The organism is Flavobacterium sp. N502540 (genome assembly GCF_025947365.1).
Lineage (GTDB): Bacteria > Bacteroidota > Bacteroidia > Flavobacteriales > Flavobacteriaceae > Flavobacterium.
This window is the reverse complement of record NZ_CP110012.1, coordinates 700473-714362: the sequence shown is the minus strand read 5'-3', so window position 1 is coordinate 714362 and position 13890 is coordinate 700473. Positions and strand designations below refer to the sequence as shown.

The following is a 13890-nucleotide window of genomic DNA, read 5'->3' as shown; positions in this document are numbered from 1 at the left end:
TAAAAAAGCCACAAATTATACAGATAAATATAAGATTTTAATTCGTTGAGAGAAAAATAATCTGTGGTAATCTGTATAATTTGTGGCTAAGCCTGTCTGCTTATGTTTAGGACTCGAAAGACTGCATGGTCACCAGTTTGTTATAGGTTCCGTTATGCGCAATCAGTTCGTCATGTGTTCCTTGTTCTACGATTTTTCCTTTTTGCATGACAACAATAACATCTGCTTTCTGAATGGTTGAAAGTCGGTGAGCAATTACAATTGAAGTTCTGTTTTGCATCATGTTCTCTAAAGCCACCTGAACAAATTTCTCGCTTTCAGTATCCAATGCCGATGTTGCTTCATCCAAAATCATAATTGGCGGGTTTTTCAAGACCGCTCTGGCAATTGATAATCGTTGTTTTTGCCCTCCTGAAAGTTTGTTTCCACTGTCGCCAATGTTGGTGTAAATGCCTAAAGGAAGTTCTTTTACAAATTCAAAGGCATTTGCAATTTTTAATGCCTCGATAATTTCATCGTCTGTAGCGTCTAGTTTTCCTAAGGCGATATTGGCTTTGATGGTATCATTGAATAAAATACTGTCCTGAGTTACCAGTCCCATCAAACTACGAAGTGACTGAAGATTCATGTCTTTAATATTGATGCCGTCAATTGAAATTGTTCCGTCGTTTACATCGTAAAAACGGGTTAACAAATTAGCAATCGTACTTTTTCCACTACCGGATTGTCCAACAAGTGCAACGGTTTGTCCTTTTTTGATGTCAAGAGAAAAGTCTTTCAGAACCGTTTCGTCTTCGTATTTGAAGTTGATATTCTGAACGCTGATGTTACTGTCGAACGATGTTTTTTCAACAGCTTTGTCTTTAGAGGTAATAGTATTTTCCTGTTCTAAAATTTCAAGAACACGTTCTGCAGCGGCGTTTCCTCTTTTTACTCCGTAAGAAGCTTTAGAGATTGCTTTTGCAGGCGTTAGAATGTTATAAGCTAATCCCATATAGGCAATAAAAGATGGGCCGTCGAGTGTTTTTTCAATCAGAACCATTTGACCTCCATACCAAAGTAATATCGCAATTACAGTAATTCCCATAAACTCACTGGCTGGCGATGCTAAGTTTTGGCGATTCCCTATACTGTTGGACAGTTTGAAAAAACGTTCCGTTGAATTTTGAAAGATAGTATTAAAATAGTTCTCAGCATTGTATCCTTTTACCACTTTTAAACCGCCAATCGTTTCTTCAATAGTCGATAAAAAGCTGCCTTGTTCCTGTTGAGCTTTGCCCGATTGTTTTTTTAATTGTTTTCCGATTAAGGAGATAATATATCCCGAAACAGGAATAAAAACAAATACAAACAGAGTAAGTTTGGCACTGATAATTAGCATGGCACCGATCGTGAAAATGATCGTTAAAGGTTCTTTTACGATAAGCTCTAAAATGGCTAAAAAGGAAGTCTGAACTTCATTTACATCAGCAGAGATTCTGGAAATGACATCTCCTTTTCTTTTTTCAGAATAAAAAGCCAAAGGCAGTTCCAGTGTTTTTTTATACAATGCATTTCGCATGTCTCGCAATACACCATTTCGTAAAAAATTAATGAAAAACATAGCAAGATAATCGGCTAAATTTTTCAATAAGAATATCGAAATAATTAATGCGACCATTACCGAAAGTATAAATCCGGGATTATTAGGATCTGTATTTTTTGTAATGTAATAGCTCAGATAGTTTTCTCCGAATTCTTTTATGTGCGCAATCCCTTCGTAAGTTGGCATGACATGATTCTTCTTCGTTTTGTCAAACAAAACCTGAAGCATCGGAATTAATGCCATGAAAGAAAGGGTGCTAAAAAGTGCATACAAAATATTAAAAAAGATATTTAAGAATGCATATCTTTTATACGGGTATATAAAAGGAACTATTTTTTTGAAATTACTCATTTATTTTTGATGTTATTTTCTGCTATGGCAATTGCTTTTTCTAGCTTTTCTAATAATAATTTTTTTTCAGGTAATTGGGTTAAATAGGCTGAGACTTTGATTTGTTCGTCATTGTCCAGCATTAGATAATTGATTTGTTCAGGTGATTTTTCACTGCATAAAATTAATCCAATTGGTTTGTTTTCTCCTTCTTTTTGTTCGTTTTTCTCTAACCAGCGTAAATACAATTCCATTTGACCTTTGTAGCCGGCTTTAAATTTTCCTAGTTTTAGATCGATAGCGACCAGAGATTTTAATCCCCTATGGTAAAAAAGTAAATCAATATAAAAATCTTCATCATCAATAGTAATTCTTTTTTGGCGGGCTAGAAAAGCGAATTCACTGCCCATCTCTGTGATGAAGTTTTGTAATTGAGCTAAGATGGAACTTTCTAAGTCTTTTTCGGAATAAGTATCATGTAATCCTAAAAAATCTAAGAAATACGGATCGCGAAAAGTTAAGTCCGGACTAATTTGTTTTTCGTTTTTCAGTAAAGCTAAATCATTAATGATTGTTTCTTCTGGTTTTTTGCTGATAGCTGTTCTTTCAAAAAGCATGCTGTCCATGCGTTCTTGTAAAGTTCGAACACTCCATCTTTCGTGAATACTCATTTGGATGTAGAATTCACGTTTTATATCATTTTCAATGTAGATTAATGATCTGATATGTGACCAAGTCAATTTTGCACACAGTGTGTGCAAAATTTCAAAGTCTTGTATTTCAGAGTTTAGTTTGATAAAGCTTTGTAGATTTCTTTTATTAAAACCTATTCCATATCTTTTGGTTAAAGCTTCGCTTAATGAGGGGATTATTTTTTTTCCATAATCAGCCCGATCATTTTTTAAAATCTCTTCATTGATTGTTTTTCCAATCTTCCAGTATAAGAGCGTTAATTCCTGATTAACCGTTTTGGCAACAAAATGACGTGTCTGATCTATTAGTCCAATGATTGAATCTAATAGTTCAGGTTTGTCATTTGTGTCAGGCTTGTCACTCATTGTTTTATTTCAATTGCATACCTGCAATAATGCTTTGTATCTTTTCGTCCAGGTAGCTTTCTGCCGCATCAAAATCCTCAACAGTATCCAACTGTGCATTAACACTAATGTAGAATTTAATTTTAGGCTCAGTTCCGCTTGGTCTGGCGCAAATTTTAGAACCGTCTTCAGTATAATAAATCAGTACATTTGATTTTGGAATATCCATTACCGATTCTTCCCCGGTCAATAAATTCAAAGCAATTGATGTCTGGTAATCTTCCATCATGATCACACGTTGCCCGCTGATTTCTTTTAACGGATTGTTGCGCAAACTGATCATCATTTGATTGATTTCTTCCAGACCCTGCATCCCTTTTTTGGTTAAAGAAATCAAATGTTCTTTATAAAAACCGTTTTCAACATAAAGCTGAAGAAGCTCTTTGTAAACACTGCTTCCTGCTGCTTTTGCCTGAGCGGCAACTTCGCAGATTAATAAGGTTGCGGCAACGGCATCTTTGTCTCTTACGGCATCTCCAACCATGAAACCAAAGCTTTCTTCACCGCCTCCAATAAATTGAAGTTGAGGGAAATCTTTAATCATTTTGGCAATCCATTTAAAACCTGTCAGTCCTACTTTGCATTCAACACCATAATTGGTGGCTAATTCCATCATCATCGGAGTCGAAACAATGGTAGATCCAATGAATTGTTTTCCGTTAATTTTACCTGCTTTTTTCCATTGTTTCAATAAGAAAGCGGTCATCATAACCATGGTCTGATTTCCGTTCAGTAAAATCAGTTTGCCTTCGTTGTTTCTAACAGCAACACCAAGACGATCGCAATCAGGATCCGTTCCAATTACTATATCTGAATTCGTTTTATCAGCCAAAGCCAGAGCCATAGTTAAAGCTTCAGGTTCTTCAGGATTTGGAGATTTTACCGTTGGGAAATTCCCATCAGGAATGGCTTGCTCCGGTACGATATGTACATTTTTATAACCTGCCTGCGATAAAGTATCAGGAATAGATTTTATAGAAGTTCCGTGCAAAGAAGTAAAAACAATATGTAGGTTGTCTTTTGCTTTAGCAGGAGTATTGAAGCTTGCGTTTTCGATAGACGATTTTACAAAAGCTTTGTCGAGTTCGATATCGATATACTCGATCAGGCTTTCGTTAGCTTTAAATTTAATTTTATCATAACCTAAATTCTCGATCGTGTCGATAATTGCAGTATCCTGTGGAGGAACAATTTGTCCGCCATCTTCCCAGTACACTTTATAACCATTATATTCCGGTGGATTGTGAGAAGCAGTTAATACAATTCCGCATTGGCAGCCTAAATATTTAAGAGCAAAGGATAATTCCGGAGTTGGTCGCAAATCTGAAAATAAATACACGTGAATTCCGTTTGCCGAAAAAACATCTGCAACAACCTTTGCCAGGCTATTACTGTTGTGACGGCAATCATACGCAATGACTACTTTTAAAGGTTGGTTTGGGAACGCAATATGTAAATAATCAGATAAACCCTGAGTGTTTTTCCCAAGGGTGTATTTGTTAATACGGTTGCTTCCAACACCCATCACACCACGCATTCCGCCAGTTCCAAATTCCAGATTTTTATAAAAACTTTCCTCTAGTTCCTTTGGTGAGGTGGTCATTAATTCTTTAACAGCAGCTTGCGTTTCGCTGTCAAATGTAGGGGTTAGCCATTCGTTTACTGCATTTAGAATATTCGGTGCTATATTCATCATTCGTGTCTTTTTATATTAAAATAATAAGTTTTTTATAGAGCTTATTCCCGCTATCCGTTTCAATCTTTTTCTTTTTAAAGGAAAAAGAAAAAGGATTTCCACTACTATCGGGGCTAGGGGTTTACGTTAAAAATTAACCTCACGGGCTACTTTGTAACGAGCTTCGTTGTTTTTGGTTCTCAGGATAATTTCACCCAGAAAACCTGCCAGGAACAATTGAGTTCCCAGTATCATGGTAGTCAAAGCAATGAAAAACCATGGATTATTGGTGATTAGGCTGTATTTCATTCCGTTATACATATGGTATAATTTTGAAATTCCGATATAACCAGCCAGTAAAAATCCGATGATAAACATCAACGATCCAATAGCACCAAACAAGTGCATAGGTCTTTTTCCGAATCGGGATAAGAACCAAATAGTAATTAAATCAAGAAAACCGTTTATAAAACGTTCCATTCCAAATTTAGTTTCACCATATTTACGGGCCTGATGAATAACCACTTTTTCTCCGATTTTATTAAAACCGGCATTCTTAGCCAAAACCGGAATGTAACGGTGCATTTCGCCCGAAACTTCAACGTTTTTAACTACGGCATTTTTATAAGCTTTCAATCCGCAGTTGAAATCGTTTAACTCGACACCTGAAGTTTTTCTGGCGGCCCAGTTAAATAGTTTTGAAGGAAGATTTTTTGCTACTACAGAATCGTAACGTTTCTTTTTCCATCCTGAAACCAAATCAAATTTCTGAACTGTGATCATTTCATATAAACCAGGAATTTCGTCCGGGCTATCTTGTAAATCCGCATCCATAGTGATGATAACATCTCCTTGTGCTTTGGCAAAACCAGCATGCAGAGCCTGCGATTTTCCAAAGTTTTTCATAAAACGAATCCCTTTTACATTCGGATTTTCGTTAGAGAAACTTTCAATGATATTCCAAGAATCATCTGTACTTCCATCATCCACAAAAATGATTTCATAAGAGTAATTGTTAGATTGCATCACTTTAATAATCCACGAATAGAGTTCTTTTAGTGATTCCTCCTCATTAAGAAGCGGTATAAGTATAGATAAATTCATTTATTTTTTTTATTCTTGTGTAGTTTTGCTTTTAAAAAATGCGGCGAAAATTAATCCAAAAATGGCACTGATAACAATTGCAAAAACAGATCCCTTTAATAATTCAAAAGTCGAGTAAGGGCTGCTTTCTTTCATTTTGCTAATGGCTTCATTAATTGATGAAGCAGGAGCTCCAAATTTCTGCATCATGTTAGCAGTATATTTGATCATGATTTCGTTTAAAGTATCTTTTGCGCCCGGATCAATAACGTTAAATAAAACAATATTAAATAAAGTAGAAATTAGAACTCCAATTACAGCAGCTATAAAGTAAGTGGTAAAAGCATCTTTGAAAGGGAAAACTCCTTTTAATTCTTTCTTAGTTTTAGAAAGTAAAACGATGCTGATTGTCAGACTGATTACAATACCTATGATGCCCATCCACCAGGCTGTGAACAGATTCAGATCAATCGCGTATATCGTAGCAGTAAATAATGCAGATGCAATTCCAATCATTACACCGTAAGTAATTCCATTCTTTTTAATAACTTCATTGATCATATTTCTATATGTTTTAAAATTAATCCACAAATATAGTAATTACGAGTACACACCAGATAGATATTAAAAATTTTAATGCAAATCGCCGACTCGTTAAAAATATTGATTAAAAGATTTGTTAATTCGAAAAAAGTTGTAAATTTGCGCACTTAAAAATAATTAAAAGTTTTAAACAAAAAAAGAGTAGTGTTGTTTACACCTTTTTCTAACCATGGAAAAGCTTCAAAATAAAAATGCTCTAAACAATAAATAAAATAAAAAGATGAAAAAAGGAATTCACCCAGAAAATTACAGATTAGTTGCATTTAAAGACATGTCAAATGACGAAGTTTTTATCACTAAATCTACTGCAGATACAAAAGAAACAATTGAAGTTGACGGAGTTGAGTATCCAGTTGTAAAAATGGAGATTTCTAGAACATCTCACCCATTTTATACTGGTAAATCTAAACTTATCGATACTGCAGGACGTATTGATAAATTCAAAACTAAATATGCAAAACACGCTAAAAAATAATAGCGGTTTAAAATTATACAAAAGCCTTCCATTCGGGAGGCTTTTTTTATTTAATAGAAACAAGTACAAGGTTTTATATAAAGCCTCTGTTTACAAAGCTTTGCGAGCTTTATCCCTTTAAAAAGGCATACCTGCAAAAAAAACTTGGCGAACTTTGCGTAAAATTTTAGCGCACTTAGCGGTTAAAAAAAAATGTACTATATCTGTTACAGTACAAATGACACAAATAAAATAATTGTAACTTTGATCCCGATAACCAAATCAAGATTTTAACAAGTATCAAATTTAATTATTTATGAATTACATTCTTTTTGACGGTCCCGTCCGGAATGCATTATTACCTTTTACTTTTACAAGACCTGTTGCTGACATATTAATTGGAATTATGACGATTCGCCAGAAATGGGAAGCACGTCTAGGTTCGACTATAACTACCATTACCGAAGATTATTTATCGCAAAAATTTCCGATGGTAGAAATGGAAGAGAATGTAATGATCAATGCAGCGTATTTACCAAATGATACACTTGCGGAGATGGTTTCAGATTTAAAGGCTAATCAGGCTATTTTTAAAGGGGATGATGTAATTGCTTTTTTTACGAATGAAAATCAGGAAGAAGTTGATTTTGATTCCTATGAAATCATTCCATACAATGACGCTTGTCTGACCGTAGAACATACCTGGGATATTTTTTCTAAAAATGATGCCGCGATCCGTGAAGATTTTCAGTATTTGACCGAAGACAGAAAATCGCAGCCGATCCCAAAAAGTGTAAATGTTATTGCTCCTGAAAATATATTTCTGGAAGAAGGTGCAAAATTAGAGTTCGTAACACTGAATGCTTCTAATGGGCCAATATATATAGGTAAGAATGCAGAGATTATGGAAGGGACTGTAATTCGCGGACCTTTTGCTTTATGCGAGAATGCACAGGTGAAACTAAACGCCAAAGTTTACGGAGCTACAACAGTAGGTCCGGGATCGAGAATTGGCGGAGAAGTTAAGAACTCAGTGCTTTTTGCAAATTCAAACAAAGGCCATGATGGGTTTTTAGGGGATTCTGTTTTAGGTGAATGGTGTAATATTGGTGCCGACAGCAACAATTCGAACCTGAAGAACAATTACGAAGAAGTGAAACTATGGAGCTACGAAACCGAAGGGTTTGCTAAAACCGGACTTCAGTTTTGTGGTTTAATGATGGGAGATCACAGTAAATGTGGAATCAATACCATGTTCAACACCGGAACAGTAGTTGGAGTAAGTGCTAATATCTTCGGAAGCGGTTTTCCACGCAATTTTGTTCCAAGTTTTTCTTGGGGTGGGGCAGCCGGTTTTACAACTTATGTGACCAAAAAAGCTTTTGAAACAGCGAAATTAGTTATGGGGCGTCGAAATATTGAATTTGACGAAACAGAAGCTGCAATCTTAGAACACATTTTTGAAGAAACTAAAAAATGGAGGAAAGATTAAATTAGATAATTAGGCAATCAGATAATGAGATAATTTGAAGAGCCGTTATTTGCGTAAGCAAATAACGGCTCTCGTTTTTTAAAGATAAAATTTGCATTTCAAAAATTATCTAATTGACTAATTATCTCATTTTCTAATTATCACATTGCCTAATTATCTAATTAATCTATCTTTGCACCACGAAAAAAATGGGTTATCAAATAAACGATTAACCGATTAAATAAATTCACAGAAGATAATGATTACAGTTAACGATATTTCGGTTCAGTTTGGTGGAACTACATTATTTAGCGATGTTTCTTTTGCTATCAATGAAAATGATAAAATTGCCCTTATGGGTAAAAATGGTGCGGGAAAATCGACACTTTTAAAAATAATTGCCGGTCAAAGTAAGCCTTCTACCGGAAGTGTTTCAACTCCGAAAGATGCCGTTGTGGCTTATTTGCCTCAGCATTTGTTAACAAAAGATGGTTCGACTGTAATGGAAGAAGCTTCTAAGGCTTTTGGAGAAATTTTTAAAATGAAAGCTGAAATCGATGAAATCAACGAGCAATTAACGGTTCGTACCGATTATGAAAGTGATGCTTACATGAAACTAATCGAGAGAGTTTCAGATTTAAGTGAGAAATACTATGCGATCGAAGAAGTAAACTACGAAGCCGAAGTTGAAAAAATATTAACAGGTTTAGGTTTTGAGCGCGAAGATTTTACTCGTCAGACTTCTGAATTTTCAGGAGGATGGAGAATGCGTATCGAATTGGCTAAAATTCTTCTTCAAAAACCGGATTTGATTTTATTGGATGAGCCAACCAATCACATGGATATTGAAAGTATTCAATGGTTGGAAGAGTTTTTGGTTAATTCGGCAAAAGCAGTAGTTGTGATTTCGCACGATAGAGCATTCGTAGATAATATTACGAATCGTACTATTGAGGTAACCATGGGAAGGATTTACGATTACAAAGCAAAATATTCTCATTATTTAGAATTGAGAAAAGACCGTCGTATACACCAACAAAAAGCATACGATGAGCAGCAAAAAATGATTGCTGATAACAGAGCTTTTATTGATCGTTTTAAAGGAACATTCTCAAAAACTGACGCCGTTCAGTCTCGTGTAAAAATGCTGGAGAAGCTTGAAATTGTTCAGGTTGATGAAGTAGATACTTCTGCATTGCGTTTGAAATTCCCGCCAGCGGCACGTTCCGGGCAATACCCTGTTATTGTAAAAGAAATGTCTAAGGCTTACGGAGACCATGTGGTGTTTAGAGATGCTAATGTTGTAATCGAACGCGGTCAGAAAGTAGCTTTTGTGGGGAAAAATGGAGAAGGAAAATCGACCATGATCAAAGCGATCATGAAAGAAATTGGCGTTGATTCCGGAAGTGTTGAGATTGGACATAATGCACAAATTGGATATTTTGCACAAAACCAAGCATCATTACTAGATGAGAATGCTACAATTTTTGAAACGATTGATGCTATTGCAGTAGGAGATATTCGTACTCAGATTAAAAATATTCTGGGAGCGTTTATGTTCCAAGGAGATGATATTACCAAAAAGGTAAAAGTGCTTTCAGGAGGAGAAAAAACTCGTTTGGCAATGATAAAACTATTGTTAGAGCCTGTAAACTTATTGATTCTGGATGAGCCTTCGAATCACCTGGACATGAAAACCAAAGATATTATTAAAGATGCCTTACGTGATTTCGACGGAACTTTAATTTTGGTTTCTCACGACCGTGATTTCTTAGATGGCTTAGCGACTAAAGTGTTTGAATTTGGAAACAAACGTGTAAAAGAACACTTTGAAGATGTTGCAGGATTCCTGGCACATAAGAAAATGGATTCTATGCGAGAAATCGAAAAGTAATTTTCGTTTACTCTTAAGATACAAAAGCACAGAGATTAAATTTCTGTGCTTTTTTTATGTCTCGTAGTAAAGGAATTAAATTTCTTTAAGTGCTTCTTTCTTTTTAAAGTATAAGGCAATGTAGGCGGCTATGGCACACACGAGTCCAATGATGATCATGTTGCGGATAGAGGCTGTGGTTTGTGAAAATGTACCGTTCTCTATAATTAATATTCTGAAAGCTTTTAAAAAATGGGTGAGTGGAATTACATTGGCAATGGCTTGTACAGTCTGTGGCATCTGACTTAAGGGCCAGGTAAAACCGCTTAGGATAAAGCTTGGTGTGGCTATTACCATTAAAATCTCGGTTGCTTTTAACTGATTCGGAACTACGATGCTGACCAGAATTCCGATGAAAGAAGCCGCCAGTACAAAAAAACCGGCAATAAAAGTAAGAGGCGCTAAGTTTTCGTAAAATGGCAGTCGGAACCACAACGTGAAGAGCCAGTAAATGATCCAGATTCCAAAGCTCATGATCAGATAGGGGATTATTTTTACTGCCAGCATTTTCAGAAGAGAAGGGCATTTTTTTACGAGGTCTTTAAAAGTTCCGTTTTCAAATTCTGATGCAAATGAAAGCGCCAGTCCTAATAGTAAAACCTGTTGAAGAACAGTCGCCAAAACCCCTGGCCAAAGAAAATACATATAATTAGTACTTCGGTTGTACTTTTTGATAAACGTAGTTTTGAAGGGTTCGTATTGTGAGGCAAGCAAGTTTTCCGGAACTCCTTGTTTTCTTAAGGTTTCGATTTGAACGCCGGCCTTTAAAGTGCCCAGACAAATTTGTATGGCTGTTGAGGCATAGTTAGCAGTGAGTACATTAGAGGTGTTAACGATAGTCGTAATTTCAGGATATTTTTTGGTGAGAGTCATTTTCTCAAAATCTTTCGGAATGATAACCACACAAGTGGCATCTTTTTGTATGGCAAGTTTAGAAAGATTGTTCTGGTCGTATAAAATAGATGAGACGGATAGTACTTCGTTGTCCTCAAACATCTGAATGGCTTTTGAGCTTAGCTCAGAACGGTCCTGATCGACTACAAGAATGGGTAAGTCGGTAACTTTGCCTTTTCCGTAAACGTAGCCTAATAAAACACCGTATAAAATAGGTGCACCGATAAAAAGGATTCTCAGGACTTTGTTTTTCCAGAACAATTGAAATTCCCGTTTAAGCAATGAAAAGAAATTTTGCATAGTTAATGAGATAAGGTGACAGTTGTTTTCGTAATCAGATCCTTGGTTTGCTCTATATTAACAGGTGTTATTTTTATTTCAAACAAGCTTTCCTGCATTTCATAATCAGGATAGGCCGTAGCAATATTTCCGTAGGCTCCCAGTTGTTTTATCGTTGAGATTCTTCCCTTAATGTTTTCTTTTTTATAGGGAACATGAACGGTAATTTCCTGTCCTTTTTTAAATTCGCCCAATTGATTTTCAGGAATCGTAAAGCGAAAATAGATACTGTTGTCGATATAACCATTAAATAAAGTATAACCGGGTAGGGCCAGTTCGCCAAGATTTAGGGTGATGGTTTCGATACTCATATTTTGAGGAGCAATGATGTAGCGTTCCTTGTTGGCGGTTTCTACTTCTTGCAACGCTCCAAGCGCACGATCCTGTTGTCCAAGTGCCATAGTTTGCTGTTCGATTCGGGCTCCTTTTTTAGCGTCGTCTAATTCTGCAATAACAGCGTTGTATTGTGCTTGTGCGCCTTGATATTTGGCGAAAGTTTCATCGTAAGTTTGCTGAGATATGAGAGAATCTTTAAGCATGTTGGTCAGTCGTCTGATTGATTTTTGTGCAAATTCGTATTGTTCTTTCAGTCCCGTTTTTTTAGCTTCCAATTGCTTGATCTGGTTTTCGGTGGCTCCTTTTACAGCCATTTTGTATTGTGCCTTTGCGGAGACAACAGCTCCCTCGGCCTGACTTTTTTTAGCGTCTACTTCAGGAATATCCAGAACAGCGAGCGTGTCTCCTTTTTGAACCAAATCGCCTTCTTTGACCCATATTTTTAAAATCTTGCCCGGAATTTTACTCACAACGGCAATTTGTTCTTTTTCGATTTTTCCCTGAATTAAATTTCCTTTTTCTGTCTTTTGACAGGCTGTGAAAAGAAAAATGATTGCGGTGCTAATGATTGCTTTTTTCATAAAACAAAACTTTTATTTGGATAGTTTTTTCGACAGATCGCCAGTGGCAATTATGGTTTCAATAGCGGCAAGTCTCTGTTCAATTAAAGTGGTGGTTTTATTTACTGCCGCTTTATAAGAATCGTTTTCTGCTTCAAGTCGTTCCGATATGTTGATGAGACCTTCTTTGTATTGTTTTATAGCCAGGTTCAAATTATTACTGGCAACTTTTTCCTGTTGCTGAGTGATGTCTATTTTTTGAGTCAGAACCGTATAATCAACAAGATTTTTTTCAAGAAGAAGCTCAAGTTTTTCTTTCGTATCATCAATTTGATTTTGTACCTGTTCAATATTAATCTTCGCTTCATGTACTTTGTGCTTTCTTTCAAAGCCGGAAAAGACTTCCCATTTCATAGCTGCTCCCACAATCCAGTTCTGACTTATGGTCAGTTCATTAAGACCTAAATATAAGGCCTGATTGATTCCTGTAACGATGGGGGTCGTAGCATTGGCGTTGAATAAACTTGAATAGGATACACCTCCAAAAGCTCCGAGCGTGGGTAAGTAAGTTCCTTTTTCCTTCTTTAATAAATATTCATAAGCCGATTTGAAAGATTCTAAAGCTTTTATTTCCTGCTTGTTTTGTGTGCTTAATTTCTCGTCAGTAATCAGATAAGGTGTTAAGGTATACTGAACATGATCTATCTCGCTAATTGAATAACCGGTTAAATATTGAATTTTTTTATAAATTAATTTTCGTTTTCCATCCAGTTCAATCTTTTTGGAGGAAAGTTCCAGTGCTGCTAGTTTGATCTTATCCCTGTCATACGGAATGGCAAGTCCTTGTTCAATTGCTTTTGTAACACGTTTGGTTTCCGTATCCAGTCGGTTTTCGCTTTCTTTAATAAGTTTGTCTATTACTTTTAGTAGTTCCAGTTGGTCAAAGGTGTTGATGACCTCTTTTGTGATGGCATCTTTTTCGGTTTCTTTTAAAAATACCGTTCCTTTCGTTTTCTCTTTGATGGCTTTCGCTCCGTTTGGGATTTGCATGCCGCTGAATAGTACCGTTTTAGCCATGACACTTCCTGTAAAAATGTTGCCGTAGTTTTTAAAAGCGGTTTTTCCGTCAAACAAAGGATAGTTTACAATCGGAATGGTAGCCGTAGGAAGATCGACTGTAAGTTTGTTATCAAAATAAGAATATAAGGCACTGGCTTCAACAGTTGGAATGTATTTGTTCCAGACGCCTTTCTCCTGAAGATTTAATTTTTCAATATCTAAATCTTTATTTTTTAAAGAAGTACTTTTTTCAATAGCCTTCTGAATGGCTTCTTCCAGAGTTGAAGAAACTGCAATCTGACTTTGTACAGAGTGGAAAGAAAGAAAAACAAGAAAAGGGAGTAAGTGTTTTTTCATTACATTTTTTATTTCTGTTATTGGACAAATCATGAAACAGGTTTTGTAAGATAGTACAAGAAATGGGGAGGAATCGAGAGAGCGATTATTACAAAGTTAAGAATATAAGTCTTA

Annotated in this window: 11 protein-coding genes; 3 read left to right on the top strand and 8 right to left on the bottom strand. The window is 35.8% G+C overall.

The genetic code is table 11. The features are described from left to right. Positions 1 to 106 precede the first annotated feature (106 nt). From OLM58_RS03265 to OLM58_RS03245, 5 genes are all read right to left on the bottom strand, one after another. Positions 107 to 1936 (bottom strand): ABC transporter ATP-binding protein, encoded by a 1830-nt coding sequence (locus OLM58_RS03265; protein ID WP_264531186.1) that lies wholly within the window; start codon positions 1934 to 1936, stop codon positions 107 to 109. Beyond that, on the bottom strand, positions 1933 to 2973 hold the full coding sequence (locus OLM58_RS03260; RefSeq protein ID WP_264531185.1) for a PDDEXK nuclease domain-containing protein: 1041 nt from the start codon (positions 2971 to 2973) through the stop codon (positions 1933 to 1935). The genes OLM58_RS03265 and OLM58_RS03260 overlap by 4 nt, the downstream gene beginning before the upstream one ends. Before the next feature lie 4 nt (positions 2974 to 2977). Further along, entirely contained in the window at positions 2978 to 4705 is a 1728-nt protein-coding gene (locus OLM58_RS03255; RefSeq protein ID WP_264532417.1) for a phospho-sugar mutase, read from the bottom strand. Positions 4706 to 4834: 129 nt separating this feature from the next. Beyond that, entirely contained in the window at positions 4835 to 5791 is a 957-nt protein-coding gene (locus tag OLM58_RS03250; protein WP_070907617.1) for a glycosyltransferase family 2 protein, read from the bottom strand. Positions 5792 to 5800: 9 nt separating this feature from the next. Continuing rightward, positions 5801 to 6331, bottom strand: a complete 531-nt coding sequence (locus tag OLM58_RS03245) for a DUF4199 domain-containing protein (RefSeq protein WP_202701459.1) — start codon at positions 6329 to 6331, stop codon at positions 5801 to 5803. Between the two features lie 262 nt (positions 6332 to 6593). On the opposite strand from OLM58_RS03245, the gene OLM58_RS03240 reads away from it, so the two are divergent. The 3 genes from OLM58_RS03240 (at position 6594) to OLM58_RS03230 (ending at position 10192) form a co-directional block, all read left to right on the top strand. Further along, complete coding sequence (locus tag OLM58_RS03240; protein WP_008464817.1) at positions 6594 to 6848, top strand: type B 50S ribosomal protein L31; 255 nt, start codon at positions 6594 to 6596, stop codon at positions 6846 to 6848. Between the two features lie 295 nt (positions 6849 to 7143). After that, positions 7144 to 8319, top strand: a complete 1176-nt coding sequence (locus tag OLM58_RS03235) for a GlmU family protein (RefSeq protein ID WP_264531184.1) — start codon at positions 7144 to 7146, stop codon at positions 8317 to 8319. A gap of 238 nt (positions 8320 to 8557) precedes the next feature. Continuing rightward, positions 8558 to 10192, top strand: a complete 1635-nt coding sequence (locus OLM58_RS03230; RefSeq protein ID WP_264531183.1) for an ABC-F family ATP-binding cassette domain-containing protein — start codon at positions 8558 to 8560, stop codon at positions 10190 to 10192. 75 nt (positions 10193 to 10267) lie between these two features. Here OLM58_RS03230 and OLM58_RS03225 read toward each other — a convergent pair whose 3' ends face one another. Genes OLM58_RS03225 through OLM58_RS03215 form a run of 3 tightly spaced genes read right to left on the bottom strand, consistent with a single transcriptional unit; the run spans position 10268 to position 13776 of the window. Beyond that, positions 10268 to 11425 (bottom strand): ABC transporter permease, encoded by a 1158-nt coding sequence (locus OLM58_RS03225; RefSeq protein ID WP_264531182.1) that lies wholly within the window; start codon positions 11423 to 11425, stop codon positions 10268 to 10270. A 2-nt stretch (positions 11426 to 11427) separates the two neighbouring features. Continuing rightward, positions 11428 to 12381 (bottom strand): HlyD family secretion protein, encoded by a 954-nt coding sequence (locus tag OLM58_RS03220; protein ID WP_264531181.1) that lies wholly within the window; start codon positions 12379 to 12381, stop codon positions 11428 to 11430. A gap of 12 nt (positions 12382 to 12393) precedes the next feature. Continuing rightward, the gene (locus tag OLM58_RS03215; RefSeq protein WP_264531180.1) at positions 12394 to 13776 is read right to left on the bottom strand and encodes a TolC family protein; all 1383 of its coding nucleotides are present in this window, start codon (positions 13774 to 13776) and stop codon (positions 12394 to 12396) included. Positions 13777 to 13890 lie beyond the last annotated feature (114 nt).

What these genes read in the sequence shown, in the direction of transcription:
- OLM58_RS03265 (WP_264531186.1), bottom strand. Translation starts at nt 1,936, where the DNA reads ATGAGTAATTTCAAAAAAATAGTTCCTTTTATATACCCGTATAAAAGA.
- OLM58_RS03240 (WP_008464817.1), top strand. Translation starts at nt 6,594, where the DNA reads ATGAAAAAAGGAATTCACCCAGAAAATTACAGATTAGTTGCATTTAAA.
- OLM58_RS03235 (WP_264531184.1), top strand. Translation starts at nt 7,144, where the DNA reads ATGAATTACATTCTTTTTGACGGTCCCGTCCGGAATGCATTATTACCT.
- OLM58_RS03250 (WP_070907617.1), bottom strand. Translation starts at nt 5,791, where the DNA reads ATGAATTTATCTATACTTATACCGCTTCTTAATGAGGAGGAATCACTA.
- OLM58_RS03230 (WP_264531183.1), top strand. Translation starts at nt 8,558, where the DNA reads ATGATTACAGTTAACGATATTTCGGTTCAGTTTGGTGGAACTACATTA.
- OLM58_RS03255 (WP_264532417.1), bottom strand. Translation starts at nt 4,705, where the DNA reads ATGAATATAGCACCGAATATTCTAAATGCAGTAAACGAATGGCTAACC.
- OLM58_RS03245 (WP_202701459.1), bottom strand. Translation starts at nt 6,331, where the DNA reads ATGATCAATGAAGTTATTAAAAAGAATGGAATTACTTACGGTGTAATG.
- OLM58_RS03220 (WP_264531181.1), bottom strand. Translation starts at nt 12,381, where the DNA reads ATGAAAAAAGCAATCATTAGCACCGCAATCATTTTTCTTTTCACAGCC.
- OLM58_RS03215 (WP_264531180.1), bottom strand. Translation starts at nt 13,776, where the DNA reads ATGAAAAAACACTTACTCCCTTTTCTTGTTTTTCTTTCTTTCCACTCT.
- OLM58_RS03260 (WP_264531185.1), bottom strand. Translation starts at nt 2,973, where the DNA reads ATGAGTGACAAGCCTGACACAAATGACAAACCTGAACTATTAGATTCA.
- OLM58_RS03225 (WP_264531182.1), bottom strand. Translation starts at nt 11,425, where the DNA reads ATGCAAAATTTCTTTTCATTGCTTAAACGGGAATTTCAATTGTTCTGG.